Consider the following 22,862-nt stretch of genomic DNA (forward strand, 5'->3'; position numbering starts at 1 on the left):
GAAAGCCACCCTGGCGGAACGTCAGGATTCCGCCGCTGCTCCCACGGCGGTGAGCAGCGCGAGGGGGGTCGCGGCCGCCCAGGCCTGGGGGGAGCAGGAATGGGGGTAGGGAACGGGTCCCTCGCCGTGGCGTCGCGGATATCCGGCCATGACCTCCGGGAGCCGGTGGTCGTGGTGCGCGGCGGCGTCGGCCAGCGCCCGCGCCAGCACGGCGGCCTCCTCGTGGAGGCCGTAGCGGGCGAGCCCGAGGGCGATGACGGCGTTGTCGTGGGGCCAGATGCTGCCGCGGTGGTAGGAGAGCGGATGGTAGGGGCGCTGTCCCGAGGCGAGCGTCCTGACGCCCCAGCCGGAGAAGAAGTCGGGCTCCAGGAGCCGTCGGCCGGTGGCACGGCCGCGCTCGGGGTCCAGGATGCCCGACCACAGGAGGTGCCCGGCGTCGGAGGCGAGGGCGTCGACCCGACGCCGGTCGCCGTCGAGGGCCAGCGCCGGGAACGCCTGCTCGGGCATCCAGAACTCCGCCGTGAAGCGGTCGCGGAGGTCCCGCGCCGCGGCCTCCAGTTCGGCGGCCCACGCGGGGTCGTCCCAGACGTCGCGGGCCAGGGCCGCGGTCCGGCGCAGGGCGTCGTAGGCGTAGCCCTGGACTTCGGCGACGGCCGTGTCGCCCGTCGCCTGGGTGCCGTCGGCGAAGCAGACGGCGCCTTCCGAGTCCTTCCAGTTCTGGTTGAGCAGCCCGTGCTCGTCGGCGCGGTAGGTGAGGTACCCGTGCTCGTTCAGGCCGCCGTGCTCGAACATCCAGCCCACGGCGGCGCGGGCGTGGGGTTCGAGGCGCCCGGCGAGGGTGTGGTCCCCGGTTCGCTCGGCGTGGGCGTGCAGCAGGACGAGGAAGAGGGGGGTGCTGTCGACGGAGCCGTAGTAGCGCCCGTACGGCACCTGCCGGAAGTGGGCCAGCTCGCCGTGGCGGATCTCGTGGACGATCTTCCCGGGCTGGGCGACGCGCGCGGGGTCGTGCGCGGTGGCCTGGGTGGCGGCGAGGGCCGACAGGGTGGCCTCGGCCTGTTCGGGGCGGTAGGGCAGGGCGAAGCAGGAGGTGAGCAGGGAGTCGCGGCCGAAGAGGGTGAGGAACCAGGGGACGCCGGCCGCCGGGACCCGTACCGTCTCGCCGTCGGGGCCCACCGCCGGGACGCGGAGCGCGGCCAGGTCGGCCAGGCCCTGGCGGCAGGCGCGGACGAGTCCGTCGTGGCCGGCGGGGACGGGCAGGGGGACGTCGGCGAACGCGGCCCGCTCCTCGCGCGCCCGCCGCGCGATCGCCGCGGGGTCGGCCGGCGGTGCCGGCGTGGCGGGGGCGCCGTGCGGCTCGGCGGTGACCCGCAGGGTGATGTCGGCGCTGCCGTGGGCGGGCAGTTCGACGTGCCAGACGAGTGCGGCGGTGCCCGCGGCGCCCCGGGGGGTGGCGACCCGGGGAGCCGGGCGGGCGGTGACGGTGGTGCTCGCGCGCCAGTCGTCGCGGCGGTAGTGGAACGCGACCCCGTCGGGCAGCTCGTCGAGGGTGCGGCGCGCTCCGGGCTTGTCGTACCGCCGGTGGTCGCTGCGGAGTTCGAACTGGTCGGCGAAGTCGGCGTCGACGTCGAGACGGACGGTCAGGGCGGTGTCGTGGCCGGTGTTGGCGGTGATGCGGAGGTGTTCGACGAGCCGGCCGTGGCGGAGCGCCTGGCGGCGGAACATCGTCCAGGCGGGCGGTTCGTCACGGGTGCCGGCGGCGGTGAGGACGGCGGTGTCCTCCGCCTCCCGCGCGGGGACGAGGACGGTGGGGGCCTGCCCGTCGACGGTGAGGGTCCATGCGCTGAGGTGGCGGGTGTCCCGGGTGAACAGCCCGTCGGGGGAGGTCCCGCGGACGCCGGTGATGTCGCCGCCGGGGCCGGTGGCGGCGAAGGAACCGGCGTGCAGCAGCAGTCGGCGCTCGCTCATCGCCTCTCCCGACGGTCCTGGTCCCGGCCGTGGTCCTGGTTCCGGTCCCGATCCTGGTCCCGGTCGTGGGCGTGCCGGGCGAGGAGGTCGATCGCGACGGCCGCGGTCCACCCGAAGTCGGTCGCGCCCCGGCCCCGGCCGGTGTGGGGATCGACGTACTCGGCGAACCGCGACGCTCCCGCGGCGTCGAGGACGGCGCGCCGCAGCGCGTCCGCCTCCGCCGTGGCGCCGTGGAGGCGCAGCCCGCGCTCGACGACCCAGTTGATGTTGAACCAGGCGGGGCCGCACCAGTAGCGGGAGGGGTCGAAGGCGTCGCCCCGCAGGTCGTAGCTGGGGACGAGGGCGGTGGTGGACCCGAGCCCGAAGTGCTCGCCCCGTGCCGTGCGCGACAGGGCCGAGGCGACGTGGTCGGGGAGCGAGGGCGCGACGAGGGGCAGCAGCCCGGTGACGCTCTTCTCCTCGATGACGCGGTCGGCGCGCACGTCGCGGCAGAGGAACATCCCGGCGTGCGGCTGCCAGAGGTGGCGGACCAGGGAGTCGGTCAGCGCCTCGGCCCGCGCGCGGTGCGGGCGCGGGTCGCGGCCGAGGGCGGCGGCGATGCCGGCCAGCGCGTGTTCCGAGGCGATGAGGAGGGCGTTGAAGCCCGGGTCCTCGACGGCGAAGGCGTGGGGGGTGCCCGCGTCGCGGTAGCCGTGGCCGCGGTAGTCGGCGGCCAGGCGCACGTACCGTCCGTAGTCGAGGTCGGTGGGCCGGTCGGCGGGGTCGCTGTGGACGAGGTCCGCGCGGCGGAAGGACACGGCCGGGACGGGGACCACCTTCCGCAGGGGACCGTTCCAGCAGGGGCTGTTGTCCATCCCCGACTCCCACGGGTGCACGATCGAGGCGAGCCCGTGGCCGGTGAAGTCGCGCTCGCGCAGCAGGTAGGCGTGCCAGGCGACCAGCCGCGGATAGACCCGCTCCAGGAAGCCGCGGCGCCGGGAGCACTCCGGATCGCGCTCGTGCACCAGGGCGGCGGCCAGCGCGTGGACCGGGGGCTGGACGATGCCGGAGGTCTCCACGCCCGAGGGCGCGCCGGCCGCGCGACCGGCGGTGCTGGACTGCCAGAAGTCGGGGCTGGGGAAGTAGGCGCCGAGCGGCACGGCGGGGTTGAACACGATGTGGGGAACGCGCCCGTCGGCCCACTGGGCGCCGAGGAGCGTCTCCAGTTCGCGCTGCGCGCGGCGGGGGGAGAGGTGGCGGAGGCCGATCGCGATGAACGCGGAGTCCCAACTCCACTGGTGCGGGTAGAGCGTGCGGGAGGGGACGGTGGACGTGCCGGTCCAGTTGGTCAGCAGGACGCGCGCCGCCTCGCGGCGCAGTGCCGCGCGGTCGTGGGCGGGGAGGCCGGTGGGGGTCGCCGTGGTCGCCGTCATGCGCCGGCCCTGCGCAGGAAGCCGGGGACGGAGCGGACGGCGGCGACGGGGTCGCCGGTGAGGCGGCACTCGACGGCGAGGTGGCCGTCGTAGCCGGCGGCGTGCAGGGCGGCCAGCCAGGCGGGCCAGTCCAGGTGACCGGCGCCCGGCTGGAAGCGGTTGGAGTCGCTGACCTGGGCGTGCCCGATGTACGGGGCGGCGGCGAGGACGGCCGCCGCGGGGTCGGCCTCCTCGATGTTCATGTGGTAGCTGTCGATGCCGATCCGCACGGAGTCCAGGCCGACGGCGCGGATGAGGTCCACGGCCTGTTCGAGGCGGTTGACCATGTGGTCCTCGTACCGGTTGAGGGGTTCGAGGTAGAGGTGGACGCCCTCTCTGCGGGCGTGCTCGCCCAGTTCGGTCAACCCCTCGACGAGGATGGCGCGTTCCTCCTCCTCGCCGCGCGGGGGCTCGAAGGGCGGGAGGCGGCGGGAGAACATGCCGTAGGAGGCGGGGGTCTGGGCACCACGGCCGCCGATCTCGGCGATGACGGACAGTTGGGACTTCATCTGCGCGATGGCGTCACGGCGCTGGTCGGCGTCGAACGCCCCGAAGAAGTGGAGCATGTCGACGCAGACGGTGGGCATGACGACGCCGTCCTTCAGGGCGGCCTTCAGCTCGGGGAGGCGCCGCTCGAAGTGGAAGTCCCCCTTGCCGCGCAGTTCGATGGCGTCGTAGCCGGCGTCCAGCGCGAAGTCCCACTTCTCCTGGAGGGTGTCCCCGGGCAGCAGCTGTTCCTGGCAGGCGATCTTGAACATCGAGGGCCTCTCAGAATTCCAGGACGACCTGGAGGGCGTCGGCGGGACGCTCGTCCAGGAGCGTGTAGGCGTCGGCGGCGTCTTCGGCGCGGACGACGTGGCTGACGAGGGACGTCACGTCGACGACTCCGTCGGCGACCAGGGCGAGGAAGGTCCGCTGGAGGCGCTCGACCGTCCAGCGTCCGGCGAGCTGCTGCGGAACGCCGCCGATCTGAGAGCAGATCAGCTGGACGCGGTTGTGGTGGAACTCGTCCCCCAGGCGCAGTCCGACGCCGTCGCCCTGGTAGAAGCCGGAGGCGACGACACGGCCGCCGACGGCGACGGAGCGCAGCGCCTCGTGGAGGGCCGGGTAGGCACCGCTGATCTCGATCGCGACGTCGGCGCCGCGGCCGTCGGTGGCCTCCCTGACGCGTTCGGCGACGGCGTCGGTGCGGGCGTTGAGCGTGGTGGCGGCCCCGTAGGCGCGCGCGGTCGCCAGCCGGCCGTCGAGGGCGTCGACGGCGGTGACCCGGGCCCCGTTGAGCCGGGCGAGGCGCGTGGTCAACAGGCCGATGACGCCCTGGCCGAAGACGGCGACGTCCTCTCCGAGGTGGATGTCGGAGGCCAGGACGGCGTTGTAGGCGATGGCGCCGACGCGCGCGAAGGCGCCGGCGAGGGGGTCGAGCCCGGCGGGGAGCACGTGGCCGATCATCCGCTCGGCCGGGACGATGCCCTCGCTGCGGTGGCCCCAGATGCCCCAGACGGTGTCGCCGGGGACGGGCAGGCCCGGAGTGCCGACGAGTTCGGGGGAGACCTCCGTGACTTCGCCCACCTCGGAGTACCCCCAGCCGGCCACCGGGTACTCGATGCCGGCGGCGCCCTCCCGGAAGAGCCGGGCGTCGGGGTCCCACGTGCGCGTCAGATAGGGATTGGTTCCGCGATAGGCGGTCAGTTCCGTACCTGCCGATATGCCGGAATAGCGGGTGCGGACGCGCAGATGACCCGGCGGCAGGGGCGCTCTCTCGTGCTCGGCTACTTCGACCTGCCGGGGGCCGGTGAACTGGACGACGCGTTCCACGTGGGACTCCGAGGGTTGTGCTCAGGACTTGGGATGAAGATATCTCAGGGTTATGCCTTGTCAAGAAGCAAAAGTGATGCTGAAATGCCTCCGCATCCAGCGAAAGCACTGTGAGGACAAGCCATGCGCAAGTGGATCCGGCGGTCGAGGAGGACCGCGGCGGGCCTGGTGGCGTTGGCGAGCATCGGCGTGCTCGTCGGCTGCTCCACCGGAGAGGACCCTGCCGTACCGGACAACAGGATCACCGTCTGGTCGCAGGAGAACCTTCCACCGCGAATGGCCGCGACGAACGAGGTCGTCGACCGTTTCGAGAAGGAGACGGGCATCGAGGTCGAACTCGTCGGGGTGGACGAGGGCCAGCTGCCGCAGCTGATCATGTCCGCCGCGGCCGCGGGCAGGCTGCCCGACGTCATCGGCGCGGTCCCCATGGGCCAGGTGTGGCAGATGTACGGCAACGGACTGCTCGACACCCGCGTCGGTGAGAAGGTCGTCGAAGACCTGGGCAGGGAGACGTTCGACGCCAACGCCCTGCGGCTGACCGCCGACGACGGCACCCGGCTCGCCGTCCCGTCCGACGCGTGGCTGCAACTGCTGGTGTACCGCAAGGACCGGCTCCGGCAGGAGGGGCTGCCCGTCCCCGACACCTACGACAGGCTCCTGAAGGCCGCGGCCGCCCTCGACGGCGACGGACGCGACGGCATATCCGTGGCCACCGACCCCGGAGACGTCTTCACCCAGCAGAGCTTCGAGAACATCGCCCTCGCCAACGGCTGCCGCCTCGTCGACGAGAGCGGCGACGTCCGACTCGACTCCCCCGCGTGCCGGAGGGCCTTCACCGCCTACGACAGACTCGCCCGCCTCCACGGCGCCCCGGGCACCCAGTCCGTCGACTCCACCCGCGCCACCTACTTCTCCGGCGAGTCGTCGATGATCGTGTGGTCCTCGTTCCTCCTCGACGAGCTCGCCGGACTGCGCGACGACGCGCTCCCCAGCTGCGCCGAGTGCGAGGCGGACAAGGAGTTCCTGTCCCGCAACAGCGGCATCGTGACCGCGCTGTCCGGGCCGGACGGCGCGGAACCCGCCCAGTTCGGCGAGGTGACCTCCTGGGCCGTGACCAAGACCGCCGAGAAGGCGGCCGCCGAGAAGTTCATCGAGTACATGATGAGCGACGGCTACGAGGAGTGGTTCGGCATGGCCCCCGAGGGCAAGATCCCCGTCCGCGCCGGCACCGTCGACGACCCGCAGCGCTACCTGCGCGCCTGGCGCGCCAGCGAAGCCGGCGTCGACACCCGCAAGCCGATGAACCAGGTCTACCCGGACGCCCTGCTCGACCAACTCGCCGAAGGGGTCGGCGACATGAAGCGCTGGGGCATCACCGAGGGCCAGGGGGTCCTGGTCGGCGCCACCAACGGCGAACTCCCGGTACCGAAGGCGATCGGCGCCATGACCAGCGGTCAGATCACGCCCGACGAGGCCGCCCGCGAGGCGGACGAGGAAGTCGCCGCCCTCCAGAAGTCCCTCCAGTAGCGTCCGGCCCCGTCGAGGAAGTCACATGAGCACTGCGTCCGGCGGCGCGCGGAAGCGTCGCCCTCTCACCGCCGGCCAACGCGAGAACCGCGCCGGCCTGGCCTTCGTCTCGCCCACCTTCCTGGTGGTGCTGGTGGTCGTCGTCATCCCGATCCTGTGGACCGTCCTGCTGGCGTTCCAGGACGCCAAACTGGTCGACATCCAGGGCATGGGCCTGCTCGGCGACTGGACCCTGGAGAACTTCGCCATGGTCTTCGGCTCCACCGGATTCTGGTCCAGCCTCGGCACCACGCTGGTCTACACCGTCGGCTCCACCGTCGGATCGGTCGCCCTCGGCCTGATCGCGGCGCTCGCCCTGCGCCGGCCCTTCCGGGGACGCGGTCTGCTGCGCGGCTCGATGCTCCTGCCCTACGTCGCGCCGGTCGTCGCCGTCGCCTTCGCCTGGGAAGTGGCCCTCAGCCCCCAGTACGGCATCGTCAACGAATGGGGCGCCAGGGTCCTCGGCTGGGACGACCCCATCGCCTTCCTCTCCACCCGCTCCCACGAAGTCGACCTGGCGGGCCTCCACGTCGAGATCCCGCTCGCCCTGCTCACCGTCATCGCCTTCGAGATATGGCGGTACTTCCCCTTCGCGTTCCTCTTCCTGCTGGCCCGGCTCCAGGCGGTGCCCGAGGCACTGGAGGAGGCCGCCCGGGTCGACGGCGCCACCCCCACCCAGCGCTTCCGCCACATCCTGCTGCCGCAGTTGATGCCGGTGATCGCGCTGCTGTGCGTGCTGCGCTTCATCATGACGTTCAACAAGTTCGACGACGTCTACCTGCTGACCGGCGGCGGCTCGGGCACCGACGTCGTCGCGGTGCGGGTCTACGACTTCCTCACCGCCCGCTACGACGTCGGCGCGGCCGCCGCCCAGGCACTGGTGCTGGCCGCCGTCCTGACCGTGCTGCTCGGCGTCTACTTCACGTTCTTCGCCCGGAAGGTCCAGGAGGAGGCGCGATGACCCGCACCCAATTCGAGGAACGCCTCTTCGGCGCGCTGCGATGGGCGACGATCGCCTTCCTGGCCCTCATCACCATCGCGCCCTTCTACTACATGCTGATGCTGTCGGTGAAGCCGATCGACGCCCTGCTGCTCGATCCGGGCTCCCTGTGGGTGTCCGCCAATGACTTCACGCTCGACACCTACCGCAGCGTGCTCAGGCCCACCGCCGAGGGCGGCCAGGGCTTCCTGCGGCTGCTCCTCAACTCCGCGGTCGTCGCGCTCGGCACGGTCGTGCTGACGCTGGCCGCCGCGGTCCCCGGCGCCTACGCCGTCGGCCGGCTGAAGTTCTTCGGCGGACGCCAGGTCAGCGCCCTGTTCCTCGCGGTCTACCTCTTCCCCGCGACCCTGCTGGCCGTGCCGCTGTTCGTCATGTTCGCCAAGATCGGCCTCTCCGGAAGCCTCGTCGGCCTCGCCGTCGTCTACATCGCGCAGACCGTGCCCGTGTCGATCTACATGATGAAGAACTACTTCGTCACCATCCCGTACAGCATCGAGGAGGCGGCGGCCCTCGACGGCTGCACCCGGCTCCAGGCCGTCCGCAAGGTCGTCCTGCCGCTGGCCCTGCCCTCCCTCATGGCCACGAGCCTGTACGTGTTCATGATCGCGTGGAACGAGTTCCTCTTCGCGCTCCTCTTCCTCGCCGCGGACCCCGACGCGTGGACCGTCTCCCTCGGACTCCAGCAACTGGCCAACGGGATCGAGGTGCCCAAGACCGTTCTCATGGCAGGCTCGGTGGTCCTGACCATCCCCGTGGTACTGCTGTTCTTCGCCGCCGAACGTCTGTTGACGGAGGGGCTCACCAGCGGCGCCGACAAGAGCTAGGAGCACGAACACGCCATGCCGACGAACCAGGCGAGCGCGGGGCACCTGCTGAAGCTGATCCGCAGCGGGCAGGCCACCACCCGCGGCGAACTGCAGGCCGCCACCGGGCTCTCGCGCTCGACCGTCGGCCACCGTCTCGGCCGGCTGTTCGACGCCGGATGGCTGCGGGACACCACCGGCACCTCGACCGGCGGACGGCCCTCCGCGCGCCTGGAGTTCGACACCGGACACGCCGTGGTGCTGACGGTCGACCTGGAGACCACGCACGGACGGGCGGCGGTCACCGACCTCGCCGGCGCGGTCCTGGCCGAGCACGGCCGGCCGCTGCTCGTCTCGGACGGCCCCGACAAGGTGCTGGACACCGTCGCCGCGTGGTTCCCGGACCTCCTCCGGGCCGCCGGCGTGGACGCCGCCGCCGTGTGCGGGATCGGACTGTCCGTTCCGGGGCCGGTGGACTGGGAGACCGGCACGGTCGTGCAGCCGCCCATCATGCCCGGCTGGGACGGCTGCCCGGTGCGGTCCGCGATGCGGTCGGCGTGGACCCGGCACATGGGTCCCGCCCCGGCGCCGCCCGTCCTGGTCGACAACGACGCCAACCTCATGGCGTACGGCGAGCAGCGCCACCACCACCCGGACTGCTCGGCGTTCGTCCTGGTGAAGGTGTCCGCCGGCATCGGCGCCGGCGTCGTCGTGGGCGGCGAGCCGTACCGGGGCATCGACGGCGGCGCCGGCGACATCGGGCACATCCGCCTCCACGACCGGCCCGACGCGCTGTGCATGTGCGGCTCGTACGGCTGCCTCGCCGCGGTCGCCAGCGGTCGCGCGATCGCCGAGCAGTTGTCGGCGCTGGCGATTCCGACGGCCTCGGCCGCCGAGGTGCGCGAACACCTCACCGCCGGGCAGCCCGACGCGATCAGGCTCGCCCGCGAGGCGGGCCGGCGGGTCGGCGAGGTCCTCGTCACCGTGGTCACGCTGCTCAACCCCGGGGTCCTCGTGATCGCCGGAGACCTGGCGTGCACCCCGTTCCTCACCGGCGTCCGCGAACTGCTCTACCAGCGGGCCATGCCCCGCACCACCGCCCATCTCACGGTGACGACCTCCGAACTCGGCGACCGGGCCGCCCTGACCGGCGCGGCCGCCATGGTCGTGGAGCACCTGTACTCACCGGAGGTCGCCGACGCCCGACTGGCCGCCGTCGGCCCGTGACCCGACCACGACGTCCGCACCGGAGCACACGTGACGCACCACCCCCGCCCCCTGGCGACGGCCCGTTCCCACGACCCCCGACCGATCCGCGTCGGACTGGTGGGCGCCGGCCCCTGGGCCAGGACCATGCACGCCCGCATGCTCGCCGCCGGCCCCGAGACCGAGCTCGCCGCGGTGTGGGCGCGCCGGACGGAGGCCGCGGCGGAGGTGGCGGCCCCGTACGGCGCCCGGGTGGCGGGTTCGTTCGAGGAACTCCTCGACCTCTGCGAGGCCGTCGCCTTCGCCGTGCCACCCGCGGTCCAGGCCGAGTTGGCCGTGCACGCGGCGGAGGCCGGGAAGCCGATGCTGCTGGAGAAGCCGCTCGGCTCCGACCTGCCGTCGGCCCGCAAGGTCGCCGAGGCGGTGGCCGAGCACGGGGTCGTCACCCAACTCGTCCTCACCAAGCGCTACCACCCGGCGACGCGGGAGTTCCTCCGCCGCGCCGGCCGGGCCACCGTGGTCGGCGCGCGCTCCTGCTACCTCCACGGTGCCTTCCTCGGCGGCGACTTCGCCACACCGTGGCGGCTGGAACAGGGCGCGCTCCTCGACCTCGGCCCCCACCTCGTGGACCTGCTCGACGCGGCGGTCGGACCGATCGCCACCGTCCGCGGCACCGGAGACCCCCGCCGGTGGATCGAGTTGACCTGCGAGCACACCAACGGCGCGGTCAGCCAGGCATCGCTGTCGGGCTCGGTGAGGCTGCCCCGCGCCCGTACCCGCGTCGAGCTGTTCGGCCCCGACGAGGAACTCGTCTACGACACCGCGGAGCTGGACCACGAGGAGTGCTGGCCGGTCCTGCGCCGGGAGTTCGCCGAGGCCGTGCGCTCCGGACGGGGCAACGGGATCGACGCGCAGCGGGGTCTTCGTCTCCAGGAACTGCTCGACAGGGCGATGGCCTGAGGCCGGGGCGGTGCCCGCCCACCCGGGACGGCCCACCGGAGAGCGGACCGGGCCGTCCGCACGCGTGGGTGGACGGGGACCGGACGGGAAGCCCCACGGGAAACCCCACGGGAATCGCACGAGGAGGGAACGCGCCCCGGAAGCGTGACGCTCGCGCGAACGGCTTCCGTCGGACGGCCCGGTGCAGCAGACTCGTCCCGCGGCCTCCGGCCGGCGATGTGCGTCCCCGCTCGGAGCACACGATCGGTCGGGGCCGCCCATGCGTGCGGCGAGCGCCGGCGCGAACGATCGGGCACGGCGGGTAGGGGAAGCCCTCCGCGGTCGGTACGGCTACTCGAACCGCGAGGTGTCGCCCGCCCCGTGGCGCAGGATCTCGGCCTCGCCGCCGGAGAAGTCGACGACCGTGGTCGGCTCGGTGCCGCAGTCGCCCGAGTCCACCACGGCGTCCACCACGTGGTCGAGCCGTTCCTTGATCTCCCAGCCCTGCGTCATCGGCTCGTCCTCGTCGGGAAGGAGCAGGGTGCTGGAGAGCAGCGGCTCGCCGAGTTCGGCGAGCAGGGCCTGGGTGACGACATGGTCGGGAATCCGGACCCCGACCGTCTTCTTCTTCGGGTGCATCAGTTGGCGCGGCACCTCCTTCGTCGCGGGGAGGATGAAGGTGTAGCTTCCGGGCGTTGCCGCCTTGATCGCGCGGAACACGTCGTTGTCGAGGCGCACGAAACGACTCAGCTGCGTGAAGTTCTGGCACACGAGGGTGAAGTGGTGACGGTCGTCGAGGTTCCGGATCGACCGGATCCGGGCGATGCCGTCACGGTTGCCCAACCGGCATCCCAACGCGAAACAGGAGTCCGTCGGGTACGCGACGAGCGCGCCGGAGCGGATGCTCTCGGCCACGTTGCCGATGGTGCGCGGCTGAGGATTGTCGGGGTGCACGTCGAAGTACTTCGCCATCCGTCGACCCTACGCGATCAGGGCACCCGCGGTCAGGTGACCGGAGCGGGGCCGTCGACGGGGAGCCGGCGGGGGAGGGCGGGAAGGCGGACGTGCGCCCCGACGAGCGGGGCGCACGCGGGGCCTACTCGGCCCCGAGGGAGAACAGCAGGTAGAGGAAGAACGCGAAGACGTGGCCCGCCACGACGTAGGCGAACAGGCGGAGGACGAGTCCGCGGGGGAAACGACCGTCCCCGCGTTCGACGCCGGTGTCTTCTCTCGGCATGGGTGTCACCTTCCGAGGGGTTCGTGTGCCGCTGGGCACCTTACGGAATCGGACGGTCCCCGCCGCCCAGGCACAGATCGCCGGTGGGGCTCTGCAACAGCGTGTGAACGAAGAGCAGGTCGGTGCCCTCCGGTGGTACGGCGGTGATCCGGTGGGGAGTCAGGCTGTCGTAGTGAGCCGAGTCGCCCGGATCGAGGACGTGCTCGTCCCCTCCCAGGACGAGCCTGAGACGGCCGGTGAGGACGTACAGCCACTCCTCGCCGCCGTGGGCGCGGACCAGGTCGTTCTGGGCGCCCGGGGGCACGTGCACGCGCAGCGCCTGCATGGCCCGCCTCGATCCCCCGGCCTGCCGGTACACCCAGCCGCCGGCCTCGACCGGCTCCACGTGCCCGCCCCTGATGACCGGATCCCGTTCGGGCGGCGCCTCGCCCAGCAGGTCCGAGACCGTGGTGCCGTAGGTGCGGGCGAGCGCCAGCAGCAGGGGCAGCGACGGCTGACGCCGTCCGGTCTCCAGACGGGACAGGTGCGCGGGGGACATGTCGAGCCGCCGGGCGGCGGCCTCCAGGGTGAGGCCGCCGCGTCTGCGCAGATCGCGGAGGCGCGACGCGACACCGGACAGGTCCACGCCCGTGTCGGGGGGTTCTTGGCCCATGCGGCCATTGAGCCATGTATGTGTCTCTCAGGCAAATTTATTGCCTGAAAGGCAAAAAATGGAGGGAGCGCCGTCCGCCTCCGCTTCGCCACCGGAAAGTATGGAGCATTCCGGTCTTATGGGAGGTGGGATGCGCGGAGGCCGCCGGCGGGCCCGTGGAAGAAGGGCGCGCCCGGTCCCGTGTCGGCCCGCGGGGGACCGTGGTGGGAGGTCCCGTTCCGGCGGGCGGACCCCGACGACCTGGAGGAACACCGGCCGGAAATTGTTCAGCGGCCCGATCCACAGACGAACAACGGGCGCGTCGCTACCTTGCTCGCATCGGACACGGCACGGAAGGGCGTGGGCGACCACGGACGGGCTGACGGGGGACGAGCATTGATCGATGTCACGGTGGCGGGGCTGCGGGAGGTCGCCGGGACGGAGCTGTACCGGCGCAACGCGTTCCGTGTCACCGGGCTGCCGACCGACGCCGACCGCCGCGCCGTGCGGCGGCGCCAACAGCAGGTGCTCACCGCGCTTCAGGTCGGCGCCGACCTCGATCTCGGCACGCCGGGAGGACCGCCCGCCGACCTCGACACCGTGCGCAACGCCTTCGACCGTCTGCTCGGCGATCCGCGCCGTCGGCTCGTCGACGAGTTCTTCTGGCTCTGGGGCACCCCGGCCGAGGCCGGCTGCGGCTGCCCGCCCGCCCTCCACCGTGACCACGACGCCGCCGTCCGCGCCCACAGCGCCGCGCTGGACCGGGAGCCGGCCGCCGACGACCGCACCGACGAGGAATCGAACGAGGTGGAGGCCCTGTGGGCCGAGGCGGCGCACGCGTGGGAGCGGACCCTGCGCAGGGCCGCCTGCTGGGACCACGTCCGGCACCGCATCGCCGTGCTGGACGACCGGCAGCTGGACGAGTCGGTGATCGACGCCCTCCGCGACGAGGTGCCCCTCACGCTGCTGAAGCCGCTCACCGATCTGATCACCGCCCGGCCGCAGGACCAGGGTCGGCTCGCCGACCGGGCCCGCGACTGGCCCGCGCCCCGGGCCGCCGTCCACGACCGGCTGGAGGAGGCCGCCGAGCCGCGCTACCGGGCGGTGCGGGAGGCGACCGACACGGCGAGCGAGATGCTGGACGGCGGCAACTGCGCCGGCGCCGCGCGGCGGGTGTACGAGGCGGTGCTCCCGGAGCTGGAGAAGCTGGAGGAGATCGTCCCGGGCACGGAGCACCGCCGCACGGCGTCCGCCGCGAACACCGCCGCCGTGCTGCTCAACAACTGCGCCGGCGCGCTGATCGACCTGGAGGGCTCGCGCGCGGAGCGGCGGGTGAAGGAGTGGCTCGCCACCGCGCGGAAGCTGGCGACCGATCCGCGCACCGTGGAGACGATCGACGGCAACCGGACGGCGATGGACCAACTCGTGGCGGCCATGGCCGACATCCGACGGCAGGTCGACCAACTGGTGGCGATGGGCCGCCCGGAGGTCGCGGCGAGCATCCTGCGCGACCTGCTGCGCAGGGTGGGCGGTGCGGCGGGGTCCGCCGAGATCCGGCGCATGCTGGAGGAGCTGCCGGTGGGCTCGCGCACGCGATTCGCCCCGACCCCGGGACCGGCACGGGGGCGGGCCACGCGCCCCGGCCGGGCGACGCTCCCGACGCCGTACGCCCCCCACACCCCCGCGCGGCCACGGAGCGGTGCCCGGAAACAGGGCGGACTGCTGCTGTTCGCGGTGCTGGCCTTGATCGTCTGGGCGCTGCTGAGCCGGTGCGACGTGCCGGGCGACGAGGAGACCGCGACCCTGTTCGCCCAGGCGATCCGGGACAACGCCCCGGCGGGCACCTGCGTCGCCACCCTGGAGGGCTGGGAGGGCGACAAGACCCGCGTGCCGGTCGTCGACTGCGGCGACGCCCACTGGGGCGAGGTGCTGGGCTACCCGACGATCGGCGAGGACCCGTCCGCCTATCCCGGCGACGACGAGGCCGCCTCGCGGAGCCGGTTCCGCTGCGAGGAGCTGCGCGAGGCACAGGGACTGCCGTCCGACACGTACGCGACGGCCTTCACCTGGCCCGACGAGAAGTCGTGGAACGACGGCGCCGAGGACGTGGGCGACAACTACGCGACGTGCGTCGTCCACCGCCTGGACGGCGACTTGCCGGGCGAGCGGGTGAGCGAACCGGAGCGCGAGCCCGACGGCGTGGTGTTGCGGATGGACCTCTTCGGCCGGGAGACATGGGCCAACCCCCCGCCGGGCCTCGCCTGCGTCCAGCGGCGGATGGGCGCCGGCGAGTCGCCGCACGACGTGCCCGTCGTCGACTGCGACGAGAAGCACTGGGCCCGGATCGTGGGCTATCCCGTGTTGTACGAGCCGGACACGCCCTACCCCGGCGAGGACGCGGTGCGCGCGAAGACCGAGAAGGAGTGCCGGGCACTGGCGGAGAGCCGCGGACTGTCGGCCGGGCACACCCTGCACATGCGTTTCCCGGACCGGAGCTGGTGGCCGCTGGGCCCGTTCTACGCCGTGTGCCTGGCCGTTCCGGAAGACGGTGGGGGAGGCGCGTCGTGACGCTGCTGGACCGCGGCGACCGGGTCGGCGACCGGCTCGTCGTCGACCGGCCGCTCGGCGAGGGCGCGTTCGCCGAGGTGTACCGGGTGCGGCACGACTTCCTGGGCCGGCAGGCGATGAAGCTGTTCAAGCGCGTGACCTCGTGGGAGGAGACGCACGAACTGCTCGGCGAGGCACGGCTGTTGACCACGCTGGGCCACCCGAACATCATCCGCGTCTTCGACGCGGGCACGGTGGAGACGCCGCGGGGACTGCGCGGCTTCTTCACCATGGAGTACGTCGCCGGAGGCAGCCTGGAACGGCTCGTCGCCGCGTACCGGCCCGCCGTGCCGACCGCGCCGGCGGTGGAGGTGACGGAGCAGATCGCGAGCGGGCTCGCCGTCGCGCACGCGCACGACCCGCCCATCGTCCACCGCGACCTCACGCTCGCCAACGTCCTCGTCGGCTACGACGGCGACGGCATGCGGGTGCGCATCGGCGACTTCGGACTCGCCAAGCACGTCGACCCGTTCACCCGGCGGGCCGGCGCGCAGGGGACGTACGCGTTCATGGCGCCCGAGGTGCTGCGCGGCGGTGGCTCCTCGTGCGCGAGCGACGTCTGGGCGGTCGGCGTGATCGGCTACCTGCTGCTCACCAACCACTTCCCCTACCACGACGGCGGCCCGTTCGTACCCCACTCCACGGCCCGCTTCCGCACCCGGCTGCCGCCGCCGAGCCATTACAACGACGACGTCGACGCCGAACTGGACCGGATCGTGCTGGCCGCGTTGGAACCGGACCCCGACCGCCGCACGGCCACCGCCGGGCTGCTCGCCGAGGCCCTGCGCGAGCGCCGCGCGGCGCGCGCGGCCGATCCGACCCGTGCGCGCCGCGCGCCGCGCGACGACGGGCCCGAACGCGTCGTGCGCCCACCCTCCGACCGCGCCCGGCGGCTCGTCGACCAGGCGCTGGCCCTCAGCCGCGTACCGGGCGACCTGTACCGGGCCGCCGACCTCCTGGAGGAAGCCGTCAACCTCTCACCGACCCTGCGCCACGCCCACCTGCACCGGCTGACCCTCTGGCGACGGGGGGTGACGATGTGACCGAATGGCCCTCACGGCTGCGGGCGGAGTGGCGCCAGCGACGCCACCACCGCGCGTTCCGCGTCGAGCCGCCGTGGGACGACGCGGCGCTCGCCGAAGTCGAGCGCCTGGTGGCGGAGTTCTCCGCGCCGGCGTTCTCCGCGCCGGCCGCACCACACGCCGCGGACGCGGCGCCACGCCCCGAGCGGGGCGAGCCGACGCCGGACGGACCCGCTCCGGACCGGCCCGCGCCCGACGAGAAGGCGCCCGACGAGAAGACGCTCGACGAGAAGGCGCTCGCCGAGGCCGCGACCAACCTGTGGCGCGCCCGACGCCGCCTCGCCCAGGACGGCGAGGCGCCGTCCGCCCGCAGCCGGCAGACCGGCCGCTACCTGCGCGCCTGCGCCGACGCGCTGGCGAACGCCGGGGTGGTCGTGCAGGACCACGACGGAGATCCGCACCACCCCGGCCGCTCCGTCGAAGTGCTCGTCTTCCAGGACGACCCCGACCTGACCACCGAGACCGTCCTGCAGACCGTGCGGCCCTCGGTCTACCTCGGCGACCGGCGCATCCAGATGGGACAGGTCATCGTCGGCTGCCCCGTCACCCCCGCCGACGCCCCGCCCCACCCCGACCCGGCGAGCGACGAACAGGTGAGGAACGACCATGCGTGACACGATCGACTTCGGCATCGACCTCGGTACGACGAACAGCGCCATCGCCGTCGTCGAGGACGGCGAGAGCGTCGTCATCAAGAACATCCACGGGTCGGACACCACGCCCTCGGCGGTTTGGATGCCCAAGGCGGGCACCGTCCACGTCGGCCTGAACGCCAAGAACCACGTCGAGAAGGACCCGGACAACGCCGTGGCCGAGTTCAAGCAGGAGATGGGACTGGCGGACGCGCGCCGGACGTTCGCCAGGGCCGGGGTGTCGCTGACACCGCAGGAGCTCTCGGCCGAGGTGCTCAAGTCGCTGCGCGCGGACGCCGCCCACAAGTACCAGGGCGTCGCGCCGGACGCGGCGGTGATCACCGTGCCCGCCGCGTTCGCGCTGAACCAGAACAAGGCCACCTCCCAGGCCGCCGCGCTCGCCGGGTTCAGCCCCGACTGCCCCCTGGTGCAGGAGCCGACGGCCGCCGCCTTCGCCTACGGCTTCCAGGACCACGGCGACCGCGCCTACTGGATGGTCTTCGACTTCGGCGGCGGCACCTTCGACGCCGCCGTCGTCAGCAAGCGCGACGGCGACCTGCGCGTGCTCAACCACGCCGGCGACTCCTACCTGGGCGGCAAGCTCATCGACTGGGCCCTGGTCGAACGCGTCCTGGCGCCCGCCGTCGGCCGGGAGCTCGGCCGGCGCGACTTCCGCCGCGACAACCCCGCCTGGCGGGCGGCCTTCGCCGCGCTGAAGGCCGCGGCCGAGGAGGCGAAGATCAACCTGTCCCGGCTCGAACGGGTGGACATCACCGTCGAGTTGATCGGAGAGAACCGGGAGGTGGAGATCTTCGAGTACGGCCTGACCCGCGGCGAACTGGACGCCGTGGCCGCGCCCTTCTACACCCGGGCGGTGAACCTGTGCCGCACGGCGCTGGAGGAGGCGTCGCTGCGCCCGGACGACATCGACCGGCTGCTCCTCGTCGGCGGCATCACCCTCTCGCCCGGACTGCGGGAACGGCTCGCGGACCCGCGGCACGGCATGGGCATCCCACTGGAGACGCGGATCGATCCGACGACCGTCGTCGCCCGGGGCGCGGCCCTCTTCGCGAGCACGGTGCGGCGCCCGCGCTCGGCCCTGCCCACGGCGGCGCCCGGCGCGTTCACCGCCGAACTGGCCTACGAGCCCAGCGTCACCACCACCACGGCCACCGTCGCGGGACGGCTGAGCGGCCCGTCCCCCGTGGAGTGGACCGGCTACAGCGTCACGCTGAGCAACCCGGAGGGACGGCCGCCGTTCCACTCCGGGCGCATCCCGCTGGGCGCGAACGGCGCCTTCGTCGCCGAGGTCGACCTCGATCCGCAGCGCACGTCCCGGTTCACCGTCGAGTTGACCGACGCCACGGGCACGCCGCGCCCGCTGACCCCCGACACCGTCTCGATCACGCACCGGGACGTGGAGTTCGGCGGCGCCCGACTCCAGCACTCCCTGGGCATCCAGCTCGCCGACCGGGCCTTCGCGCCACTGGTGCGCAAAGGCACCACCCTGCCCACACGGGTGCGCGAGGTCTTCCACACCTCCAGCGCCCTGCTGCGCGCCGAGGACGACGCCGTGCTCCGCATCCCCATCGTCCAGGGCGAACACGACCGGGCCGACCGCAACCGCCAGGTGGGGATGTTGGAGATCCGGCCCCGGGACGTACGGATCGACCTGCCGCCCGGCACCGAGGTCGAGGTCACCTTCGAGGTGGACACCTCCAGCCTGGTGGCGGTGGTCGCCGACGTCCCCCTGGTGCAGACCCAGTTCGAGGCCGAGATCGACCTGGACGACGTCCGCACCCCGGACGCGGACGCGCTCCGGGCCGCCCTGGACGAGGCGGAGGAGCGGTTGGCGTCCCTGCGCGGCACCGCCGCCTCCGGCGACTCCCCGGACGCCCGGCGACGGCTGGACCGGCTGGAGGAGGAGGACGCGCTCACGACCGTCCGCGAGCAGGTCCGCGCCGCGTCGGTGGACGCGGGCGCCGCCGTCACGGCCGAGGAACGCCTGCGGGACCTCTACGCCGAACTGGACGACATCGAGGCCGCCGCGGAACTGCCGGTCCTCGTCGGCGAGTTGCGCCGACTGCTGGACGAGGCGTCCGCGCTCGTCGACGCCGCCGGGACGGCCGCCGACCGCCGGGAGCTGACCGACCTGCGCGAGCGGACCCGGGACGCCGCCGCCGCGGAGGACGCCGCGGCGGTCCGGCGCCTCACGGAACGGGCCGGCACCCTGCTGCTGGAGCTGGAACGGCGCGGCCCGGACTGGCCCGTGAAGCTGTTCCACGCCCTGCGCGAGGCGGTTCCGCCCTCGCGTCAGGTCGACTCCCTGGTCGGCGAGGGCATGCGGGCCATCGCCGCCGGCGACCGGCACGGCCTGGACGGGGTGAACCAGCGCCTGATCCGGCTGCTGCCGCGCGACGCGCAGGACCGGATCATCGGCTTGGTCAAGCAGTGAGCGCCGCGTCCTCGCTCGACGCGCTGCTGACCGTCCAACGGGCGCGGGCGGCGGCCCGCGCGGGCGACCTGGAGCGGGCCGCCGCACTGCTGGACGGACTCGACACCCCGGACGCCGTCGCCGTGCCCGCGCTGGACCTGCGGGCCAGGGTGCACGCCCAGCGCGGCGAGTCGGCGGAGGCCGACGCGTGCTGGGCGCGGGTGTTGGAGCTGAGCCCCGGGCACGCGGGCGCGCTGGCGGGCCGCCGTACGCTCGCGGAGGTGCGCGCGGGCCGGCGTCGGCCCCGTCCGCGCACCTCCGTGACCTGGGCCGCCGTCGCCGCCGTGGTCGCGGTGAGCGTGCCGGCCGCCGGGGCGGTGTACGTCGCGGCCGACACCGACGACCGCGCCGCGCGGCCCGCGGCCGACGCCGACCGGCGGCGCGCGGACGCCCTCGCGGAACGCCTGGCCGCGCTGGAAACGGACCGCACGAGGGCGGCCGACCGCCGCGCACGCGCCCTCGAAGCCGTCGCCGACGCCCTCACGCTGCCCGGCGTGCGCGTCCAGCGGCGCGCCCGGGACGTCCGGCTGCTGTTCGAGGACGGCCTGTTCCCGTACGGCACGCACCTCGACCCCGCGGGCGCGGAACTGCTGACGCGGGTGGGCCGCGTACTGGCCGACCTGGACGCGGACGTGACGATCGTGGGGCACTCCGTCGTCGTGCCCGGCGGTCGGCCCGGCGGCGGCTCCCCGATGGCCCTGGCCCGCGCCCAGGTCGGCGCTCGTCACCTCGCGGAGGCCGGCGGCCTGCCCCTGACCGCGTTCGCCCTCCGCACCGCCGACCAACGCCACGGTCCCCACCCCGACCCGTCCGACAACCGCACCCTGACGCTCCTCGTCGCCCCGCGCTCCTGAGCCGGCGCCCCGACCGACGTCCCCGCATACGGCAGCCGGGGGCCGCCGCCGCTGCCGGCCGCCGCTCCGTCGGGACACGATCCCGGACGAGGCCGCGCCGAGTCGGCCCTCGAGCGGCCGGGCCGGAGCCCGTGCCCGAGGGGACGGGCGGTCTTGTCGGTGGCTTCGGATACGGTGCGCAGTGCCGGGCCGGACGGAGATCGTGAGGGACTCGCGGCCATGGGGGGCGGGTGTGGAAGGTCCCCGGCACCCGGCTCGGGACTGGAACGGTATCCGTGTCCCCGCCCCCCACCCGCGCCTCCCCGCCGCTCTCCCGCGACGTTCCGGCCCCGGAGCGGAGACGCACCGGTGTCGCGCACGACGTCCGTCACCTACCGCGCAGGGGCTGACGGGCAGGGGCGGACCCTCGCTTCCCCACGACCTCGCCTTCGGAACGTCCCGGAACCGGCTCCGGCCGCCGGTGCGCCACCGGGGCGTCAGCCCGCGCCACGCGCGCCGGACGGCGACCACCCGAACCCTGACGGATCAACGGGCGCGGCGGACCGGGCGGACGGCCGCCGGCCCCTCGAGCCGTCAAAGGCGGACGCCCCCCGACCACTTGTCAGAGGAGGAATATACGATGCGTGCGACATTCATTGATTCTTCACAAAAGGATGTACGCCTCATGGCACTCCGTACCCCGTCCCGTCCCCTGCGGGGCATATCCGCCGCCGTCGCCCTGCTCGCAGTCGGCGCGGCGGGGTGCGCGGATCTCGTCGACAGCGCCAAGGACGGCGCGAAGAAGGCGGCCCGCCAGAGATCGGTCTTCTCGCTCGAGCCGGGGGACTGCTACAACCCGAACAGCGAGGCGGTCGAGGGCGAAGCGCTCGCCATCGAGGTCGTGCCGTGCGACGAGCCGCACCGTGGCCAGGTCGTCGGCGAGTTCACCCTCGACGAGGAGGGGAAGTTCCCCGGCGACGAGGCGATCTGGGCGATCGCCGACCAGCGGTGCCCGGTGGAGGCGGGGAAGTTCGCCCCGGACACCTGGGCGCTCCCCAAGGGGGTCGGCATTCTCTACTACACCCCGACCAAGGAGAGTTGGGCCACGGGCGACCGTGCGGTGAGCTGCACCTACACCAAGGAATCGGGCACGTTCACCGGCTCGCTGAAGGTCGGTGCGGACTCCTTGGAGCCGGCGCAGAGGACGTACCTGCAGGGCGCGAACGCCGTCTACGACGCCCTGTGGACGAACCAGCCCGACACGGACGTCGAAGAGGACCTGGAGGGCTACAAGGCGCAGGCCGAGGCCGTCGCGACCGCCCTCGACGCGCACCTGAAGGGCCTGCGGGGCATCGAGGGCGCGGAGACGGGCAAGCTCCGCGCGCAGTTGGAGAAGACGGCCGGCCACTGGAAGAAGGCCGCGGACGCCGGTGACGTCGACGCGTTCTACCTCGCCTACGACCCGGCCTTCACCGGTCTCGACCCGAACAAGACCGTCCCCGCCCGCAAGGAACTCGGCCTGGCCACCACCGTCCCGGCCGACGATGCCGAGGCCTGGGCGGGCTGACCCCTCGGGCGGAGCGGGGCCGTGCTCCCCGGCGAGCACGGCCCCGCCTCCTCCGTCGTCGACCACGCGGGCCCCGGGGCGTACCGCGTGCCGCGGGGCATTCCGTGGAGCGCCGCGGGGAGCGGTCCGGCGGTGGCCGGACCGCTCCCCGCGGCCGTCGGCATGCGGTGGACGGACCGAAGGAGCGACCGAAGAGACGGGGCCGGGAGGGCCTGCCGCACGACGGCGGCGACCGCGCCGATTGACGGATTGGCGTCCGCTCCCGGTGGGCAGGGAGCCTGAGGTGTGTCATGCGCACGCCTACCTTCCCCCCACAAGGAGGTCGACCATGCACGTCCGCACGCTCCTGCGCGGCCTCGCCGTCGCCCTGACGGTGTCCTTCGCCCTGGCCGGCGGCCACGCCTCCGCCGCCCCCACCACCGCCGAGGACAGCGCCCTCGCACCACGGGTCCTCACCTACGACGCGAGCGCGTCCGCGGAGTTCAAGGCCGCCGTCGACCGGGGCGCGGCGATCTGGAACGAGAGTGTCGACGGCGTCGAACTGCGGCCGGTCGCGGCCGGGCAGCGCGCCAACATACGGATCCTGGCCGACAACGGCTGGCCCCGCGCCCTGACCACCACGCTGGGCAACGGAACCGTCTACATCGGCCGGCAGGCCGTCGTCCAGGGCTATGACACGGTCCGGATCTCCGCGCACGAACTCGGCCACATCCTGGGCCTGCCGGACCGCAAGCCCGGCCCCTGCTCGAGCCTGATGTCCGGTTCCAGCGCCGGAACCGCCTGCAAGAACCCCTACCCGAACGCGGCGGAGAAGGCGGAGGTCGAGGAGAACTTCGGCGGCGTGTTCGTCGGCCCGGCGGTGGCACCGCGCAACGTGGTGACCGTGGACTGACGCGCCGGGGCGCCGGGGACGCCGTGTCCCCGCACACGGCCACGGCGGACGCCACCCGGACACGGTGGCGAGGAACGGGGCGGAACCTCCCGTTCGGGCGCTTCGCCTCCCACCACTGACGGTGTCGGGCCCCGGGCTCGTG

The 22,862-nt window shown here is 73.4% G+C and carries 19 protein-coding genes; 12 read left to right on the top strand and 7 right to left on the bottom strand.

Annotation, left to right across the window (positions count from 1 at the left end; genetic code table 11):
- Nucleotides 1–21 precede the first annotated feature (21 nt).
- Genes ABD335_RS04575 through ABD335_RS04590 form a run of 4 tightly spaced genes read right to left on the bottom strand, consistent with a single transcriptional unit; the run spans nt 22 to nt 5,231 of the window.
- Nucleotides 22–1,965 carry an amylo-alpha-1,6-glucosidase gene (locus tag ABD335_RS04575; RefSeq protein WP_344320766.1) on the bottom strand — a complete coding sequence of 648 codons (1,944 nt, stop codon included), beginning with the start codon at nt 1,963–1,965 and terminating at the stop codon, nt 22–24.
- Nucleotides 1,962–3,377 (bottom strand): MGH1-like glycoside hydrolase domain-containing protein, encoded by a 1,416-nt coding sequence (locus ABD335_RS04580; protein ID WP_344320767.1) that lies wholly within the window; start codon nt 3,375–3,377, stop codon nt 1,962–1,964. The genes ABD335_RS04575 and ABD335_RS04580 overlap by 4 nt, the downstream gene beginning before the upstream one ends.
- Entirely contained in the window at nt 3,374–4,174 is an 801-nt protein-coding gene (locus ABD335_RS04585; protein ID WP_344320768.1) for a sugar phosphate isomerase/epimerase family protein, read from the bottom strand. The genes ABD335_RS04580 and ABD335_RS04585 overlap by 4 nt, the downstream gene beginning before the upstream one ends.
- 10 nt (nt 4,175–4,184) lie before the next feature.
- Nucleotides 4,185–5,231, bottom strand: a complete 1,047-nt coding sequence (locus tag ABD335_RS04590; protein ID WP_344320769.1) for a zinc-dependent alcohol dehydrogenase — start codon at nt 5,229–5,231, stop codon at nt 4,185–4,187.
- 123 nt (nt 5,232–5,354) lie between these two features.
- Between ABD335_RS04590 and ABD335_RS04595 the strand changes: the two genes are divergently transcribed.
- Genes ABD335_RS04595 through ABD335_RS04615 form a run of 5 tightly spaced genes read left to right on the top strand, consistent with a single transcriptional unit; the run spans nt 5,355 to nt 10,766 of the window.
- A complete protein-coding gene (locus ABD335_RS04595) occupies nt 5,355–6,758 on the top strand; it encodes an ABC transporter substrate-binding protein (RefSeq protein WP_344320770.1) in 1,404 nt (467 codons plus the stop codon).
- A gap of 25 nt (nt 6,759–6,783) precedes the next feature.
- A complete protein-coding gene (locus ABD335_RS04600; RefSeq protein ID WP_344320771.1) occupies nt 6,784–7,758 on the top strand; it encodes a carbohydrate ABC transporter permease in 975 nt (324 codons plus the stop codon).
- Entirely contained in the window at nt 7,755–8,621 is an 867-nt protein-coding gene (locus tag ABD335_RS04605; RefSeq protein ID WP_344320772.1) for a carbohydrate ABC transporter permease, read from the top strand. The genes ABD335_RS04600 and ABD335_RS04605 overlap by 4 nt, the downstream gene beginning before the upstream one ends.
- Nucleotides 8,622–8,636: 15 nt before the next feature.
- Complete coding sequence (locus ABD335_RS04610; RefSeq protein WP_344320773.1) at nt 8,637–9,827, top strand: ROK family transcriptional regulator; 1,191 nt, start codon at nt 8,637–8,639, stop codon at nt 9,825–9,827.
- Between the two features lie 30 nt (nt 9,828–9,857).
- Nucleotides 9,858–10,766 (top strand): Gfo/Idh/MocA family protein, encoded by a 909-nt coding sequence (locus tag ABD335_RS04615; protein WP_344320774.1) that lies wholly within the window; start codon nt 9,858–9,860, stop codon nt 10,764–10,766.
- 330 nt (nt 10,767–11,096) lie between these two features.
- On the opposite strand, the gene ABD335_RS04620 is transcribed toward ABD335_RS04615, so the two are convergent.
- The 3 genes from ABD335_RS04620 to ABD335_RS04630 form a co-directional block, all read right to left on the bottom strand.
- Nucleotides 11,097–11,717: an L-threonylcarbamoyladenylate synthase gene (locus tag ABD335_RS04620; RefSeq protein WP_344320775.1), complete on the bottom strand. Its 621-nt coding sequence runs from the start codon at nt 11,715–11,717 to the stop codon at nt 11,097–11,099.
- A gap of 124 nt (nt 11,718–11,841) precedes the next feature.
- The gene (locus ABD335_RS04625; RefSeq protein ID WP_344320776.1) at nt 11,842–11,982 is read right to left on the bottom strand and encodes a DUF6126 family protein; all 141 of its coding nucleotides are present in this window, start codon (nt 11,980–11,982) and stop codon (nt 11,842–11,844) included.
- Between the two features lie 40 nt (nt 11,983–12,022).
- On the bottom strand, nt 12,023–12,634 hold the full coding sequence (locus tag ABD335_RS04630; protein ID WP_344320777.1) for a helix-turn-helix domain-containing protein: 612 nt from the start codon (nt 12,632–12,634) through the stop codon (nt 12,023–12,025).
- Between the two features lie 375 nt (nt 12,635–13,009).
- Here ABD335_RS04630 and ABD335_RS04635 point away from each other — a divergent pair, with 375 nt between their 5' ends.
- From ABD335_RS04635 to ABD335_RS04665, 7 genes are all read left to right on the top strand, one after another.
- Nucleotides 13,010–15,181, top strand: a complete 2,172-nt coding sequence (locus ABD335_RS04635; RefSeq protein ID WP_344320778.1) for a hypothetical protein — start codon at nt 13,010–13,012, stop codon at nt 15,179–15,181.
- Entirely contained in the window at nt 15,178–16,263 is a 1,086-nt protein-coding gene (locus tag ABD335_RS04640) for a serine/threonine-protein kinase (RefSeq protein ID WP_344320779.1), read from the top strand. Before ABD335_RS04635 ends, ABD335_RS04640 begins: the two co-directional genes overlap by 4 nt.
- Nucleotides 16,260–16,916 carry a hypothetical protein gene (locus ABD335_RS04645; protein ID WP_344320780.1) on the top strand — a complete coding sequence of 219 codons (657 nt, stop codon included), beginning with the start codon at nt 16,260–16,262 and terminating at the stop codon, nt 16,914–16,916. Before ABD335_RS04640 ends, ABD335_RS04645 begins: the two co-directional genes overlap by 4 nt.
- Nucleotides 16,909–19,389 (top strand): Hsp70 family protein, encoded by a 2,481-nt coding sequence (locus tag ABD335_RS04650; RefSeq protein ID WP_344320781.1) that lies wholly within the window; start codon nt 16,909–16,911, stop codon nt 19,387–19,389. Before ABD335_RS04645 ends, ABD335_RS04650 begins: the two co-directional genes overlap by 8 nt.
- Nucleotides 19,386–20,282, top strand: a complete 897-nt coding sequence (locus ABD335_RS04655; protein WP_344320782.1) for a hypothetical protein — start codon at nt 19,386–19,388, stop codon at nt 20,280–20,282. The genes ABD335_RS04650 and ABD335_RS04655 overlap by 4 nt, the downstream gene beginning before the upstream one ends.
- A gap of 664 nt (nt 20,283–20,946) precedes the next feature.
- Nucleotides 20,947–21,828 carry a septum formation family protein gene (locus ABD335_RS04660; RefSeq protein WP_344320783.1) on the top strand — a complete coding sequence of 294 codons (882 nt, stop codon included), beginning with the start codon at nt 20,947–20,949 and terminating at the stop codon, nt 21,826–21,828.
- A gap of 328 nt (nt 21,829–22,156) precedes the next feature.
- The gene (locus tag ABD335_RS04665) at nt 22,157–22,720 is read left to right on the top strand and encodes a snapalysin family zinc-dependent metalloprotease (protein WP_344320784.1); all 564 of its coding nucleotides are present in this window, start codon (nt 22,157–22,159) and stop codon (nt 22,718–22,720) included.
- Nucleotides 22,721–22,862 lie beyond the last annotated feature (142 nt).

Origin of the sequence: Streptomyces macrosporus (genome assembly GCF_039533145.1) — a bacterium.
Classification (GTDB): domain Bacteria; phylum Actinomycetota; class Actinomycetes; order Streptomycetales; family Streptomycetaceae; genus Streptomyces; species Streptomyces macrosporus.